The 14,161-nt window shown below is 25.8% G+C and carries 16 protein-coding genes; 6 read left to right on the top strand and 10 right to left on the bottom strand.

Going from position 1 to position 14,161, the window contains the following annotated elements; translation table 11 throughout:
- Positions 1-56 precede the first annotated feature (56 nt).
- The 7 genes from BRSU_RS01965 to BRSU_RS01940 all read right to left on the bottom strand — a co-directional run bounded on the left by BRSU_RS01965 (position 57) and on the right by BRSU_RS01940 (position 4,190).
- Entirely contained in the window at positions 57-485 is a 429-nt protein-coding gene (locus BRSU_RS01965) for an ankyrin repeat domain-containing protein (protein WP_048593541.1), read from the bottom strand.
- A gap of 141 nt (positions 486-626) precedes the next feature.
- Complete coding sequence (locus tag BRSU_RS01960) at positions 627-1,100, bottom strand: glutathione peroxidase (RefSeq protein WP_048593540.1); 474 nt, start codon at positions 1,098-1,100, stop codon at positions 627-629.
- On the bottom strand, positions 1,097-1,891 hold the full coding sequence (mazG, locus tag BRSU_RS01955) for a nucleoside triphosphate pyrophosphohydrolase (protein WP_048593538.1): 795 nt from the start codon (positions 1,889-1,891) through the stop codon (positions 1,097-1,099). The genes BRSU_RS01960 and mazG overlap by 4 nt, the downstream gene beginning before the upstream one ends.
- 12 nt (positions 1,892-1,903) lie before the next feature.
- Positions 1,904-2,428: a hypothetical protein gene (locus tag BRSU_RS01950; RefSeq protein WP_048593536.1), complete on the bottom strand. Its 525-nt coding sequence runs from the start codon at positions 2,426-2,428 to the stop codon at positions 1,904-1,906.
- A gap of 17 nt (positions 2,429-2,445) precedes the next feature.
- Positions 2,446-2,592, bottom strand: a complete 147-nt coding sequence (locus tag BRSU_RS14565; RefSeq protein WP_167336121.1) for a hypothetical protein — start codon at positions 2,590-2,592, stop codon at positions 2,446-2,448.
- 145 nt (positions 2,593-2,737) lie between these two features.
- Positions 2,738-3,442 (bottom strand): flagellar filament outer layer protein FlaA, encoded by a 705-nt coding sequence (locus BRSU_RS01945; protein WP_048595117.1) that lies wholly within the window; start codon positions 3,440-3,442, stop codon positions 2,738-2,740.
- 25 nt (positions 3,443-3,467) lie between these two features.
- Positions 3,468-4,190 (bottom strand): flagellar filament outer layer protein FlaA, encoded by a 723-nt coding sequence (locus BRSU_RS01940; protein WP_083997853.1) that lies wholly within the window; start codon positions 4,188-4,190, stop codon positions 3,468-3,470.
- Positions 4,191-4,514: 324 nt separating this feature from the next.
- Here BRSU_RS01940 and BRSU_RS01935 point away from each other — a divergent pair, with 324 nt between their 5' ends.
- The 3 genes from BRSU_RS01935 (at position 4,515) to BRSU_RS01925 (ending at position 6,535) form a co-directional block, all read left to right on the top strand.
- Entirely contained in the window at positions 4,515-5,204 is a 690-nt protein-coding gene (locus BRSU_RS01935) for a pseudouridine synthase (RefSeq protein WP_048593533.1), read from the top strand.
- 82 nt (positions 5,205-5,286) lie between these two features.
- Positions 5,287-5,913, top strand: coding sequence for a DUF2726 domain-containing protein (locus tag BRSU_RS01930; protein WP_083997852.1), 627 nt, complete (start codon positions 5,287-5,289; stop codon positions 5,911-5,913).
- Positions 5,914-5,923: 10 nt separating this feature from the next.
- Positions 5,924-6,535 (top strand): DUF2726 domain-containing protein, encoded by a 612-nt coding sequence (locus BRSU_RS01925; protein WP_048593532.1) that lies wholly within the window; start codon positions 5,924-5,926, stop codon positions 6,533-6,535.
- 51 nt (positions 6,536-6,586) lie between these two features.
- Here BRSU_RS01925 and BRSU_RS01920 read toward each other — a convergent pair whose 3' ends face one another.
- Positions 6,587-8,326, bottom strand: a complete 1,740-nt coding sequence (locus BRSU_RS01920) for an RNB domain-containing ribonuclease (protein WP_048593530.1) — start codon at positions 8,324-8,326, stop codon at positions 6,587-6,589.
- A 167-nt stretch (positions 8,327-8,493) separates the two neighbouring features.
- Between BRSU_RS01920 and BRSU_RS01915 the strand changes: the two genes are divergently transcribed.
- Positions 8,494-9,615 carry an ATP phosphoribosyltransferase regulatory subunit gene (locus BRSU_RS01915; protein ID WP_048593528.1) on the top strand — a complete coding sequence of 374 codons (1,122 nt, stop codon included), beginning with the start codon at positions 8,494-8,496 and terminating at the stop codon, positions 9,613-9,615.
- A 597-nt stretch (positions 9,616-10,212) separates the two neighbouring features.
- On the opposite strand, the gene BRSU_RS14985 is transcribed toward BRSU_RS01915, so the two are convergent.
- A complete protein-coding gene (locus tag BRSU_RS14985; RefSeq protein WP_280642033.1) occupies positions 10,213-10,347 on the bottom strand; it encodes a hypothetical protein in 135 nt (44 codons plus the stop codon).
- A gap of 308 nt (positions 10,348-10,655) precedes the next feature.
- Between BRSU_RS14985 and hisG the strand changes: the two genes are divergently transcribed.
- On the top strand, positions 10,656-11,276 hold the full coding sequence (gene hisG / locus BRSU_RS01910) for an ATP phosphoribosyltransferase (RefSeq protein WP_014488763.1): 621 nt from the start codon (positions 10,656-10,658) through the stop codon (positions 11,274-11,276).
- Positions 11,277-11,285: 9 nt separating this feature from the next.
- Positions 11,286-12,560, top strand: a complete 1,275-nt coding sequence (hisD, locus tag BRSU_RS01905) for a histidinol dehydrogenase (RefSeq protein ID WP_048593527.1) — start codon at positions 11,286-11,288, stop codon at positions 12,558-12,560.
- Between the two features lie 525 nt (positions 12,561-13,085).
- On the opposite strand, the gene BRSU_RS01900 is transcribed toward hisD, so the two are convergent.
- Positions 13,086-14,027 (bottom strand): TDT family transporter, encoded by a 942-nt coding sequence (locus BRSU_RS01900; RefSeq protein WP_048593525.1) that lies wholly within the window; start codon positions 14,025-14,027, stop codon positions 13,086-13,088.
- Positions 14,028-14,161 lie beyond the last annotated feature (134 nt).

Genomic DNA, 14,161 nt, shown 5'->3' with positions numbered 1-14,161 from the left:
TTTATAACTATATTTAAATTAATATAATATATACCTAAAAATAAATATGAATAAATTTACTTTTTAAATAAATGCAAATATGGAACATTCATTATCTCTGCCAAAGCAAGAGCTGAAAAATTTGCTTCTTCTATATTATAATCTGCTCCATTATCCAATAATACTTTTATGACTTCTTCAGGCTGATTTTTGATGATAGCAGTATGCAATGGGCTAACTCCCCTTTCATTAATGGCATTAACATTAGCACCTTTTTCTATTAAAGCCGATACTACATCAGGATTATCTATCTGTACAGCAAGATGAAGACAGCTTATTTTATTATCTGCATAATTTACTTCTTCTTCTGTACTTTTTGATATAAGCTCCAATAATTTATTTATGTGATCCTCTAGGTCAAAATTTTCATCATCTTTCTTTTTAATGATCTTACTAAGCAAATCATATAATTTGGATCTTTTATACAAATTAGCATTAATAGGCATTAACTAAAACCCCTAAATTTAATATGCCAACATTATAATATAAACTTGAAATTTTGCAATAAATAGACCGTAATATATATGCAAAAAATTGATAAAATAACTTTATAAAAATGGGATTTAGTATACTGCAATAACAAAATATTATATAATTTTATCTATATATTTACTTATAGTACTGCCAGATGAAAAACTAAAAAATCTTTTTACTATATTACCATTTCTATCTATTAAGAATTTTGTGAAATTCCATTTTATATCTTTATTAAATAAATAATTGCTATTATTAATAAGATATGAATATAAAGGCTCTATATTATTTCCTTTAACATCTATTTTTTTAAATCTATCAAAAGTAGTATTATATTTAAGTTTACAGAAATTATCTATTTTTTCATCCGATTCAGGAGCCTGATTCAAAAATTGATTACAAGGAAAATCTAATATTTCAAAACCTCTGTTATTATAATTTTCATATATATTTTCTAAATCTTTGTATTGATTGGTGAAACCGCATCTAGTAGCTGTATTAACTATCAAAATAACTTTATTTTTATATTTTGCCAAAGATACATCATTACCATTAATATCTTTAACATTAAAATCATATATGCTCATTTATTTTCTCTTTCTTTTTTCTTATATTCATTCCAGAGTTGATCCATTTCATCTAAAGACATATCTTCTAATTTCTTATTCATTTCATAAGCAGTTTTTTCAACATAATTAAATCTTTTTCTAAATTTTTCATTAACTTTAATAAGAGAGTTTACAGGATTAATCTTATTCATACGAGCAAAATCAAGAACAGTCATAATCAAATCACCTATTTCTTCTTCCAAATGTTCCTTATCTTGCTCTTTATATGCCTCTTTTACTTCCAAAAGTTCTTCTTCTACTTTAGATAAAGAATCATCAATATGCTCATATTCAAATCCGACACTAGCTGCTTTTTTCATTAATTTGTAGGATTTTTCCATAATAGGAAGTGATTTAGGTATTCCATCAAGCACACTTTTAAATTCATCTGAGCCATCAATACCTTTCTCTTCTTTTTTTATTTTATCCCATTGCTTAAGTATACCTTGCACATCTTTTACATCACTATCAGCAAATACATGAGGATGCCTTCTTATAAGTTTTTCATTAATATTTTTACAAACATCATCTATATTAAATTTATTTTCATCTTTTGCAAGATCTGAAAAAAATACAACATGTAAAAGCACATCTCCAAGCTCTTCTTTAATATTCTCATAATCTTTATTATTGATAGCTTCTACAAGTTCATAAGACTCTTCTAAAAAACAAGGTATTAAACTATCAAAAGTCTGCACTTTATCCCAAGCACATCCATTTTCACCCCTTAAAGTTTGTATTATAGATATAAGTTCTTCAAATGATTTCATTATTATGACTCTTTAACTAAGTTTTGATTTTTTTACTCTCATATAATTAATTCTTCTAGGTTCAAGTATAGCATTATATATTATAGCATTCTTTATATCCAATGAAGATAACATATGATTAACTTGTCTTTTATTTTCTGATGTTATGATATTATTAAAATTACTGCTGACCGTTTCTTCTTTTATGGTATTAATTTGAGCCAATTTAGAATTATATTTTTCCTGCAGTTCTAATATTTCTCTGTCATTATTTGAAGTTTCATAACTACTAGTATACACTTCTTCTCTTTTTGTATTTTCTCTGAGAACTTCTTCATTATAGTTCTTTAAATTTTTAATATTTCTTTGTAATTCTTTAAATATTTGTTCTTCATTTTTATTATTATTAAATCTTTTATTATTAACTTTTTTATTATTTTGAGTATAAGTTTTTTGTTTTGGTTTTTTGTTTTGTTTATTTCCCTTTGTTGCTTTTTGAATCAAACTTACTATACCCCATATAACGGCTATTATTAAATATATAAGTAATTCACTCATTTTATACCTTTTATATTTTATTCTTTTGAATCATTATCTTCTTCATAATTATTATCATTTTCTTTTTTATCTTTATTTGCTCTACTATTTACAATTCTAGTTGTTATAGAATATACAGCCAGTAATATAAATCCAATAAGAAGCAGTAAATTTATATTAGACATAAAAACTCTCTTTTAAATAAAATATTTTATTAGTTTAATATAAATTTATATTAATTTCAAGTTATTTATAAAATTTAAATAATAAAAAAGGTGAAGTACTAATTAATAATACTTCACCTTTAATATTCATTTCAACTGGTTATTATTACCAAGTATCTAATGGGTCATCTTCTTCTCTATAAGTTTCTAAGTACATATCTGTTTTAGCCATTAATTGGTCGAAATAGATATAGTATTTACCATAAGAATCTTTAGGATCAACTTTAACATGTATACCCATAAAGCTAATACCTTGTTCAACTTGACCTCTGAATTCTTCTTGTCTTACATTAGCAGGAACTTGTACAGTAATGTTTTTCCAACCCATAAAGTTAAGAGCTTCATTACCAACAGATTGAGGTTTACCATTTACATCGTAAATGTAGAAACTCATTTTGTTATTATGGTTACGTCCTGCTACCCAAACACTAAGTTCTTTAGTATAACCAGGTATTTTAACAGGTCTAGGAGGAGTAACAGAGAACCAAGGATAACCTGTTCTGAAGTACTCTACTTTAGCACCTAAAATATATTTATTATTTTCAGCACCTTCAGCTACAACATCAGCTGGACCGCCTTCACGACGAATAATACTAACTACACCATAATCTCTAGGCATAGAAGCTTGCCAAGTATTAGCAAATTCAAAATCATCTATTAAGTAATTAGTGATAGCCTCAGTTACAAAGTTATTACCATTTTCACCCTGATTTTGAGTAGTTTGCTCACCTGTTTGAGCCGCATCTTGGGCAAACAACAAGAATGCAACAGTTAGAATTAACATTGTTATCAAGATACTTAATCTTTTCATATTCATTCTTCTCCTTACTTATACATTATTGTTGCGCTTCTTGTGGCTGTTCTGTAGTAGTTCCAGCATTACCGCCGTCTTCACCTACTACTTTAGCTCCGCCTTCTGTATATTGTTCAGAAGATCTTCCACCAACTTCCTGACCTAATGTAGTTTCAATATCAGAACCGTCATAAGCTTCTCTGAATGTATCTGTTACTGTTTGGAAGTAATCCAATAAAACTACAAAGTTATCAGCTCTTTCCTCTGGTGATGACCAGAAACGGAAATTCATAAATCTTAAACCTTTAGCTCTAGGAACATAAGGCTCTTCTTGAGGAATGAAAGATGGTACTGCTGTACTCATATTTCTCCAACCTATATATCTTATAGATCCCAAAGGTAATGTATAAGTATAACCACGATAATCTTCAAATATCATTTCCATAGTATAGTCATAATTACCACCCCATACCCAAACGTCGAAAGTTTGAGCTTTACCTGGTATGATTTTTTGTACTGTTGGAACTAAGTCAAAGAAGTTATAAGATTTTCTGAAAAAAGAAACACTTACTGATAATGAATTAGTTGAATTATAACTTTGGTTACCCATACCATATGGTTTTGTAGCGAACAATCTCATGTTAGGATATTTCATTACAACACCATTTTCATTTGTTCTATCACCTCTAAACATAAAACGGCTAGCATTTGATATTGGTTGCCATTCGTCTAATGTTTCAAAGTTGTAAAGCAATCTAGTTTCCATGTAAACACTAGAAGTTTGTCCATAAACAGCAAATGAACATATGCTTATGAATAGACAAATGATTATGAGGTAGCGAGAAAAATCTCTCGTACTTCTATAGAATTTCATAGCGCACTCTCCTTAATATTTATAGCTAAGCAATTATATCCAATAACTTAGCACAATTATATTATAATCAACAAAAATTGTCAACTATAAAATATAAAATTCTAATATATTATATCGATATCATAACTATATAATTTTAGTCAATATTATTAAAATTTGATTAAAAATTATATTATGTTAATATGTAAGCAAAATTTATTAGAAAAAGACGGATAAATGAGATTAAATAAATATATAGCATCTTTAAATTTGGCTAGCAGAAGAGAAGCTGACAGACTTATTCAAAACGGAAAAGTTAAAGTTAATGGAATAGTGAATACTAATCCGGCTACTCAAGTTGATGAAAACGATAAAGTAGAGTGCAGTATAGAACAATATAAAGAAGATAAAATATATATAAAATTAAATAAGCCTAGAGGTTATGTTGTATCATCAAATAAAAACGAAGGAAAACCTATATACAATCTCATAAAAAATGATTTTGATAATATATATCCTGTGGGAAGATTGGATAAAGACAGCAGCGGACTTATACTTCTTACTAATGACGGAGTATTTGCTAAACAGATAATAGGCGAAAATACAAACTGCGAAAAAGAGTACTATGTAAAAGTAAATGACAGCGTGCCTGACGGAGCTTTAAAAAAATTAGAATATGGTATTTCATTAGACGGACAAAAACTTAAGCCTGCTAAAGTAAAAAGAGTTAATAAAAATTCTTTTCATATAATACTAACAGAAGGCAAAAATAGACAGATAAGAAGAATGTGTCAGACAATAGGTTTTGAAGTTATAATACTTAAAAGGCTTAGAATATCCGGTATTTTATTGGGCGATCTTAAAGAAGGCTCTTTTACAAATCTCACCAAAGAAGAAATAGATTCAATTCTAAAAAATGAACTATAATTATATTTTAGTCAAATTATAACAACTATATATCATTGAATAACTCTAATATATGCATATAATTAATATATAGGAGTTTTATATGATTGAAATAGCAATGGCAGTTTCTATTTTATCAATTATCATTTTATTTTTGATATTCTTGTCTAAAAAACAAAAAGATACAAATTACAAAAAAGATGATAATAATCAAGTAAATAGTAATGATAAATACATATTCAATAAAATAACAGATCAAAGATTAAAATACATAGAAAGCGGAAATATAAAAACAAAAAAAATTATGAATATAGAAGAAAATAAAATCTTTTATTCTATGGTGAAAATACTTAATAATTACAATATCAATCCTCAAGTATCATTCAGAGCATTTTTAAAAGGCGAAGAAGATACTGAAACTTGGAAAACTTTCAGAGATTTTTACTGTGATTTTTTAGTAACATACAAGAGAGGAAGTAAAATAAATGAACCTGTTGCTGTTATAGAATATCATGGAGGAGGACATTTCGGAGATACTGAAAATCAAAAAAAGAAAGTAGAAAATAATGATTATGTAAGAGAAAAACTTTTTAATAAAATAGGACTTAAATATTTTATAATAAAAGACTATGAAATAAAAATGAAATCCGGATTAATAGATGAAGAGAAATTAAACTCATTTCTTAATGATATTAATAACATTTTATCTAATCAAATAAAACAAAATTAAAGGAAAGTATATGGCTATTATTGTATTAGTACTTATATTATTTTCAATATTATTTTTATTATCTAAATCCAATTATAAACAAGGGTACTATAGAAGAAATAAATATTATAAAAGACATAAAAAAACAGAAGCAGAAAGAATACAGGATATAACAGAACAAAGATTATCAAACATGGAAACAGGCAATATATCAATAAAAAAAATCATGAACATAGAAGAAACAAAGATTTTTTATTCTATGCTTAACATATTTAAAGATTATAATATTTATAAGCAGGTATCATTCAAAGCATTTTTAGATGCTGAAGAAGATACTTATGTATGGAAAAGCTTCAGAGATTTTTACTGCGATTTTTTAATAACATACAAAAAAGGAAATAAAATAAATGAGCCTATTGCCGTAATAGAATATGACGGAGCGGGACATTTCGGTAATACTGAAGATATGAAAGAAAGAATAAAAAACAATGATATGATAAAAGAGCTGTTAATTAATAAGGCTGGAATGCAGTATTTCATTATAAAAGAGAATGATATAAAAATAGATTCAAAATTTATAGATGATAAAAAATTAGAAAGCTGCTTATCTGATATAATGAACTCAATAAAAAATGATAACTAACTCTATATAAATAAAAATTAGTTATCATTTTATTAATGTCTATACTATTTATTATAAAGAGAAAAATATTTTTCCATTTTCCACATTAGAGCTGGCAACCAAAACTTTTACTCTATCACCTAACTCATAAGCCTTTACTTTATCAACATATACGCTTTGCATATCCTGATAAAATCTATAATTAGAACCAACATAAGTAGCCTCAATAAAGCCTTCTATTTCCAAACCTTCTATTTCAACATATATTCCCTTTGGAGTGATAGAACTAACCGCTCCATAATACTCATCACCGAGTCTGTCTTTCATATATCTTGCTGCTTTTATTTGAATGAGATATTTTTCAGCCTTCTTTGAAGTTTTATCAAGCAGAGATAAACTTTCAATAGAATCCTTACATATATTTTTTAACTTTTCATTTATCACATCTTTATTAGATAAAATAGTATCTTTAACTATTCTATGAATGAGTAAATCTGCATATCTTCTTATAGGCGAAGTGAAATAAGTATAATAATCAAGTCCCAAACCAAAATGGCTCTTATTAACTATACTGTAAGATGAAGGAGTCATAGAACGAAGAAGTACAGGTATAAGCAAATTTTCTTCAGGTTTTCCTTTAACATTATCAATGAATCCTTTTATATCATAAGTTTTATCAGGATTTTCTTTTAAATTATAACCTTTAGTATGGGCAAGTATTTTAAAATTATTGAATCTGTATTCATCAGGAAGTCCATGATAGCGGAATATAACGCCGTCATAATTAGATAACTTCTCAGCTATTTGACTATTAGCAAGAAGCATTAATTCTTCTATTATAGCCATAGATTCTTTTTTCTCTTCTGCATAAAACTCTATAGGCATACCTTCATCATTGAGAACTATTTTTATATCCTGATTTTCAAACTCTACTCCCCTGCCCTCTTTTCTTTTTTTATACAAAATATTTTTTATATTTAAACCATTATCAATAAGCTCTAAAATCCAATCCTCATCACTTTCTTCTTTTTTTATAAGCTTCTCAGCATAATCATAAGATAATTTTCTGTCTGATCTTATAACGCTTTTACAAACAGATGAAGATAATATTTCACCTTCATTATTTATATCAAAAATAAAAGTAATAGAAAATCTATCTTCATTCTCATTTAAAGAAATTATATTATTAGACAAAACTTCAGGAAACATATTATAAACTGTATCAATCAAATAAGTAGAATTTCCTCTTGCCCTAGCCTCTAAATCTAATGGAGAATCAAGCTCTATAAAATGGCTTACATCAGAAATATGAACATACACTTTATAATTATCAGTTTTTTCTATACTGAAAGCATCGTCCAAATCTTTTGAACTTTCACTGTCTATAGTTATTGTTTTTAAATTTCTTAAATCAACTCTGTCATCTTCTATATTTGTGAAATCAGCTTTATTATTAATTTCTTCAGCCAATTTTAAAAGCTCTTCGCTGAAATCCAATTTTATATTATAAGATTTAGCTATGATCTTAGAATCTGATTTAGCATCTTTAGGATCAACATTCACCCTTACAGATTTTACAGTTTTAGGAGCTTCCTCTTTACCTTCTAATTTATTAATATATTGTCTTCCCTCTTTTGTTACACGAAGTAAATTACCTGCTGTTTTTTCTATATATCCGCTGCTTATAGCTTTTCTTATCAAATTAGTGAGAGATGTTTTTTCTAAAGCTGTTTTTGAATTAAATTTTATAAATATATTATAATCCATTTGATTTTTCATTAATTTTTTTATTAATTCTTCTGGAGTTTTCATTAACACACCTTTAATTAAATTTATAAATAATAATATACTTTTTTTATACTTATTTCAAATTAATGCTTAAAAATATAAATCTTTTAATTACTTTATATGGTAATTTTTATTTTTTAGATTATAATATATATTCAAAATGAAAATAGATAATAGAGAAGAATAAAATTATGAGTGAAAATAATATAGTTTCTAAATTAACAAAAATATATGAACAATACGGATACAAAAAAATCAAATTAAGTAAATTTGAAGATTATAATTTATATAACAATTATAAAGATTTTCTTCAAACAGAACATATATTAACATTCATGAATTTAAATGGAAATTTACAGTCATTAAGACCGGATGTTACATTATCAATAGTTAAAAAAGTTTTGAAAGATAATAATAAATATACAAACAAAATTTATTATATAGAGGATATTTATAAAATAGACAGCGTTTCAAATGAATATGAAGAAATACAACAGGTAGGAGTAGAAATAATAGGAACTCTAAGCACATATTCAAATTTAGAAATAATAAGTATGGCAGTAGATAGTTTAAAATCTATAAATGATGAATATATATTAGAAATATCAAGTATAGATTTTATGTTTTCTTTGATAGATGAACTTAATTTAGATGAAGATAAAAAACTAGAAATACTTAATTTCATATACAGCAAAAATAAACATGATTTAGAAAAAACATTAATATCTAATAATATAGATGATAAATACAAAAACAATATAATATCATTAATAGACTTATGCGGAAACTATAAAGAAATATTAAAAAAAATAGAAAGCATAATAATAAATGACAAAATGCAAAAAGCATACGATGAATTAAAAAGCCTATCAGCTGTATTTGAAAACTATAATAACTTTGATAAAATTTTACTTGATTTCTCAATAGAAAGCAAACTTGGTTATTATAACGGAATAATTTTTAAAGGATATATAAAAGGCAATAATGATGCTGTATTATCAGGCGGAAGATATGATAAACTTCTTGCAAAATTTAATGCCCATACTCAAAATGAAAAAAACAAAAAGAATGCAATAGGTTTCGCTGTTTATATGGACAAGCTATACACAAACGACATAGCTAAAAATGAATATGATTTTGATATACTTATACTATATAAAAGCGGCGATGAAAAAATTTTATTAAGCAAAGTACAAAGTTTTATAAAAGAGAATAAGAAAGTAAGAACTGATATATACAGCGATGATTATAATACAGATTATAGCTACAGAGAAAAATACATATTTGAGAATGATGATTTAATTAATTCATAAAAATTGCGAATGCCTGACATTTGTAAAAATGGCATGGATTATAAATGAGCAATTTTTATTAGCAATAATATAAAAAATTTTATTAAGCAAAGTACAAAGTTTTATAAAAGAGAATAAGAAAGTAAGAACTGATATATACAGCGATGATTATAATACAGATTATAGCTACAGAGAAAAATACATATTTGAAAACGATAATTTTGTTAGTTTATAAAAATTGCAAATGACTAATATTTGTAAAAATGGCATGGATTATAAATGAGCAATTTTTATTAGCAATAATATAAAAAATTTTATTAAGCAAAGTACAAAGTTTTATAAAAGAGAATAAGAAAGTAAGAACTGATATATACAGCGATGATTATAATACAGATTATAGCTACAGAGAAAAATACATATTTGAAAACGATAATTTTGTTAGTTTATAAAAATTGCAAATGACTAATATTTGTAAAAATGACAGTTGTTTATGAATGAGAAATTTCTATTAGCGATAACAAAAAGAACAGATACACACACTAATAACTACAATACAGAATATAAATACAAATAGAGAAATTTGAAAATGATATTTAACTAATAATGCATAATTATCTATTAGCGTTTATCACTATCAAACAATACTATTCTTGTAACTGTAGGATTAACTTTTACAACTGTTCCATCATCTAATTTATGTTCGGTCAAGATAACCGGTAAATTTTGTAATTTTTTAGTTTTTTTATTTGACATATACTGCACTCCTAATTTAAAGTATATAAATCATGTTATTATTGTCAAGAAAATATCAACAAATATTATTTTTATTAAGTATTTTTTACACATTATTTATAATAAGATACTAATAAAAGTTATTGATACAAAATTCTTTATACAGTATACTATTTTACAAACAATATATTAATACTTTATTTCACATTATTTGTTTTTTATAATATAAAACAAATATTTGAAACTTTTTAAATATTACTATTTGAAAAAATGTCTTATTAATATTATAATATTTTCCAAAATTTAAAATATATCAAAGAATACAGATTATGATTAATATAGCATTACCAAAAGGAAGATTAGTAAATAAAGTATATACTCTATTTGAAAAAATAGGTTATGAGAATAAAGAACTATTAGAAGATAATAGAAAATTAGTATTTGAAAATAAAGATAAAAATGTGAGATATCTAATAGTAAAGCCTTCTGATGTTGGAATATATGTTGAGAAAGGTGTTGCTGATATAGGTATTGTGGGAAAAGATATACTTCTTGAAAATAATCATGATGTATACGAACTTCTTGATTTAAAATTCGGAAAATGCAGAGTTTGTATGGCTTCTGTAAATGGATATAAAGAAGATATTGAAAGAAGATTAAGAGTTGCTACAAAGTATGTTAATATATCAAAAAATTATTTTAATTCTATTAACCGAGATGTTGAAATAATAAAATTGAACGGCTCTATTGAGTTAGCTCCTATACTTAATCTTTCTGATGTGATTGTTGATATAGTAGAAACAGGAAGCACTTTAAGAGAAAATAATCTCACAGTTATAAAAGAAATTATTGACTATATAAGTGCAAGATTAATAGTTAATAAAGTAAGCTATAAGTTTAAAAATGATTTAATAAAAACTATAGTGAAAAATATAGAAGAAGTTTTATAAGGAAGTTTTATGATAAAAGTAATTAATTATAAAGAATGCAAATCGTTAGATGATATATTATTAAGAAGCCAATTCAGTCATGATGATGTTAATGAAAAAGTGAAGGCTATATTAGAAGATGTAAAACAAAATGGAGATAATGCATTAAAAAAATATTCTAAGATGTTTGATAATGCTGAAATAGAAACTTTAGAAGTAACAGAAAAAGAAATAGAAGAAGCATATAACAGAGTTGATGATAAGTTTAAAGAAACTTTAAATCTAGCATATAACAATATAGAAAAGTTCCATAAAAAACAATTAAGAAATAGCTATATAACAAATGAAGAAGACGGCATAGTAATGGGACAGATTATAAACCCAATAGAAAAAGTTGGAGTTTATATTCCTGGAGGCACAGCAGTTTATCCTTCTACAGTACTTATGAATGTAATACCTGCAAAAGTTGCCGGAGTAAATGAAATAATATTGGTATCTCCTCCAAACAAAGAAGGAAAAATAAATGATAATATATTAGCAGCAGCAAAAATAGCAGGAGTAAACAGAGTATTCAAAACAGGCGGAGCTCAGGCAATAGCAGCTTTAAGTTACGGCACAGAGTCTATTCCAAAAGTATATAAAATAGTAGGGCCGGGAAATATATATGTTGCTATGGCTAAAAGACTTGTATATGGTGAGGTTTCTATTGATATGGTGGCTGGTCCTAGCGAAGTATTAATAATAGCAGATGAAACAGCAAATCATATACATATAGCTTCTGATATGCTTGCACAGGCTGAACATGACAAATTAGCTTCAAGCATATTAGTAACAATATCTAAAGAAATAGCTGAAAAAACAAAAGAAGAATTATACAAACAATTAGAAAAATTAAGCCGTAAAGATATAGCTTTAGAATCTATAGAAAATAACGGAAGAATAATAATAACCGAAACTATAGATGAAGCAATATATATAAGCAATGAAATAGCACCGGAGCATTTAGAGATAAGTATAAAAGAGCCTTTCAGTGTATTAAGCAAAATAAAAAATGCAGGTTCAATATTTTTAGGAGATTATACACCGGAAGCATTAGGGGATTATTTATCAGGGGCAAACCATGTAATACCTACAAGCGGAACAGCTAAATTTGCTTCTCCATTATCAGTAGATGACTTTATAAAGAAATCTTATATTACATACTACACTAAAGATGCTTTGAGCAAAGTAAAAGATAATATAATCAATTTTGCAGAGCATGAAAGTTTAGAAGCACATGCAAACTCTGTAAAAGTAAGGTTTTAATAGTATTTAATTTATAAAAAGTGAAAGTAAATTTTACTTTCACTTGCCCACCCTTTTTGATTTATAACTTCAATTTATCATTTTTACACTATTTTTCTTTTTAGCTTTTACTGTAATTATAAATCCCACCCTAGCGTTATTTAAATTTATAATCTCTTCACCGCACGCTGAACAAAATTAAAAATATAAATTGATTTTGAATATTAATTTTATTTAGATATAAAGTTTAGCTCACCGTGCGTTGAATGCATTTTTAATTTAATAAAAACTTGGGTGGGTGCTTTAATTTCTTATTAAACTATAAAGATAATTGAAATTAGATTTTTTCATTAAACAATAATGAATAAAGGGCGGGATATGTAATTAAAGCTAAATAGAAAATATTACAATTTTTAATAAAATATACCCAAACAATTATATTTTTTCAAAAATAATTTCTTACAAAATATAGTTGTTTAAGTATAAAATAAAAATATATTTATATTACTCTATTAATATAAATATATTTATTAATTATCAAAAATATTATTTCTTTTCTTTTATAACATTATTATGAACGAAGAACATCATATTAACAAATACATAAATTATCATCATACTTGCAACTATAAGTTCAAATATAGAAACAATATTCCATATATAATAATACTCTCCATTAATGCTTTTAGAATAATTAGCATATTTTAGTAAGGCTTGAGCACCAACCGCCAAAGGGAAAGTATAAGCTGCAAATAAAGGTATAAATTTTATTTGAAAAGCCCTTATAAGAGATAAATATACTTTGAATGTAGTAAATAATCCCAATGCCAAAAGAAAATTAAGCAAAGCAGTATTATAATCGGTAAATGCACTTAAATAACCGCATAAACAAAGATTAGCAGGTGCACCCATTACAGCAAATGCCGGAAATCTGTCATCAGCCAAAGGATCATGAAAAATTATTCTATAAAATATAAATGGAAATAGTATAATATATAGAACTGTACCTATATAAACTATAACTTGCGATACTTGAGGAAATCCCATATTAGTACCAGTAACAGCAGCTACAACTATTCCCACAGGAGGAACAAACCAGCTAGGAAGTATATGATGCAAATCTTTTAAATTGATTCTATGAGCTAAAAAAGTAAAAGCAAATATCACATGAACTGCAATCGCTGTAAACCACATAGCAATACCAAGGGGTTTTACAAATTGAACTACTGAAGATGATATCACCATAACAGCCATATCAAGAGTAGGAATAGTGCTTCCTGCAACAGGATGTTCTAAATCATTAAGAAAATCTCCGAATGATGAAAATATTTTAGTTATAATGGTTAATATTAAAATAGATGAGATTAAAGCACCTACATAGGCAAAATATTTAATACCTGTGAATATAGTCCAAGCATTAAATATACCTCCTACACCAAGTGCTAAACCAGTGAGAGCCAAAGGCATTTTATTAATTTTACTTATCATTTTTTATTACACTTTATTATTTAGATTTTTGAATTATTCATTATTAAGACTTTTTAAATTAGAAATTGATAATCAATATAATTAAAGAGGTTTCCATAAATACTTATGAAAACCTCCTTTATTGAAATGATTTA

Origin of the sequence: Brachyspira suanatina (assembly GCF_001049755.1) — a bacterium.
In the GTDB taxonomy this organism is placed as follows: Bacteria; Spirochaetota; Brachyspiria; order Brachyspirales; family Brachyspiraceae; genus Brachyspira; species Brachyspira suanatina.
Note: the sequence above shows the minus strand (reverse complement) of the source record. Positions and strands in the feature narration are given on the sequence as shown.

Coding starts and splice junctions, on each gene's coding strand:
- BRSU_RS01965 (WP_048593541.1), bottom strand. CDS start 485: ATGCCTATTAATGCTAATTTGTATAAAAGATCCAAATTATATGATTTG.
- BRSU_RS01960 (WP_048593540.1), bottom strand. CDS start 1,100: ATGAGCATATATGATTTTAATGTTAAAGATATTAATGGTAATGATGTA.
- mazG (WP_048593538.1), bottom strand. CDS start 1,891: ATGAAATCATTTGAAGAACTTATATCTATAATACAAACTTTAAGGGGT.
- BRSU_RS01950 (WP_048593536.1), bottom strand. CDS start 2,428: ATGAGTGAATTACTTATATATTTAATAATAGCCGTTATATGGGGTATA.
- BRSU_RS14565 (WP_167336121.1), bottom strand. CDS start 2,592: ATGTCTAATATAAATTTACTGCTTCTTATTGGATTTATATTACTGGCT.
- BRSU_RS01945 (WP_048595117.1), bottom strand. CDS start 3,442: ATGAAAAGATTAAGTATCTTGATAACAATGTTAATTCTAACTGTTGCA.
- BRSU_RS01940 (WP_083997853.1), bottom strand. CDS start 4,190: ATGGAAACTAGATTGCTTTACAACTTTGAAACATTAGACGAATGGCAA.
- BRSU_RS01935 (WP_048593533.1), top strand. CDS start 4,515: ATGAGATTAAATAAATATATAGCATCTTTAAATTTGGCTAGCAGAAGA.
- BRSU_RS01930 (WP_083997852.1), top strand. CDS start 5,287: ATGATTGAAATAGCAATGGCAGTTTCTATTTTATCAATTATCATTTTA.
- BRSU_RS01925 (WP_048593532.1), top strand. CDS start 5,924: ATGGCTATTATTGTATTAGTACTTATATTATTTTCAATATTATTTTTA.
- BRSU_RS01920 (WP_048593530.1), bottom strand. CDS start 8,326: ATGAAAACTCCAGAAGAATTAATAAAAAAATTAATGAAAAATCAAATG.
- BRSU_RS01915 (WP_048593528.1), top strand. CDS start 8,494: ATGAGTGAAAATAATATAGTTTCTAAATTAACAAAAATATATGAACAA.
- BRSU_RS14985 (WP_280642033.1), bottom strand. CDS start 10,347: ATGTCAAATAAAAAAACTAAAAAATTACAAAATTTACCGGTTATCTTG.
- hisG (WP_014488763.1), top strand. CDS start 10,656: ATGATTAATATAGCATTACCAAAAGGAAGATTAGTAAATAAAGTATAT.
- hisD (WP_048593527.1), top strand. CDS start 11,286: ATGATAAAAGTAATTAATTATAAAGAATGCAAATCGTTAGATGATATA.
- BRSU_RS01900 (WP_048593525.1), bottom strand. CDS start 14,027: ATGATAAGTAAAATTAATAAAATGCCTTTGGCTCTCACTGGTTTAGCA.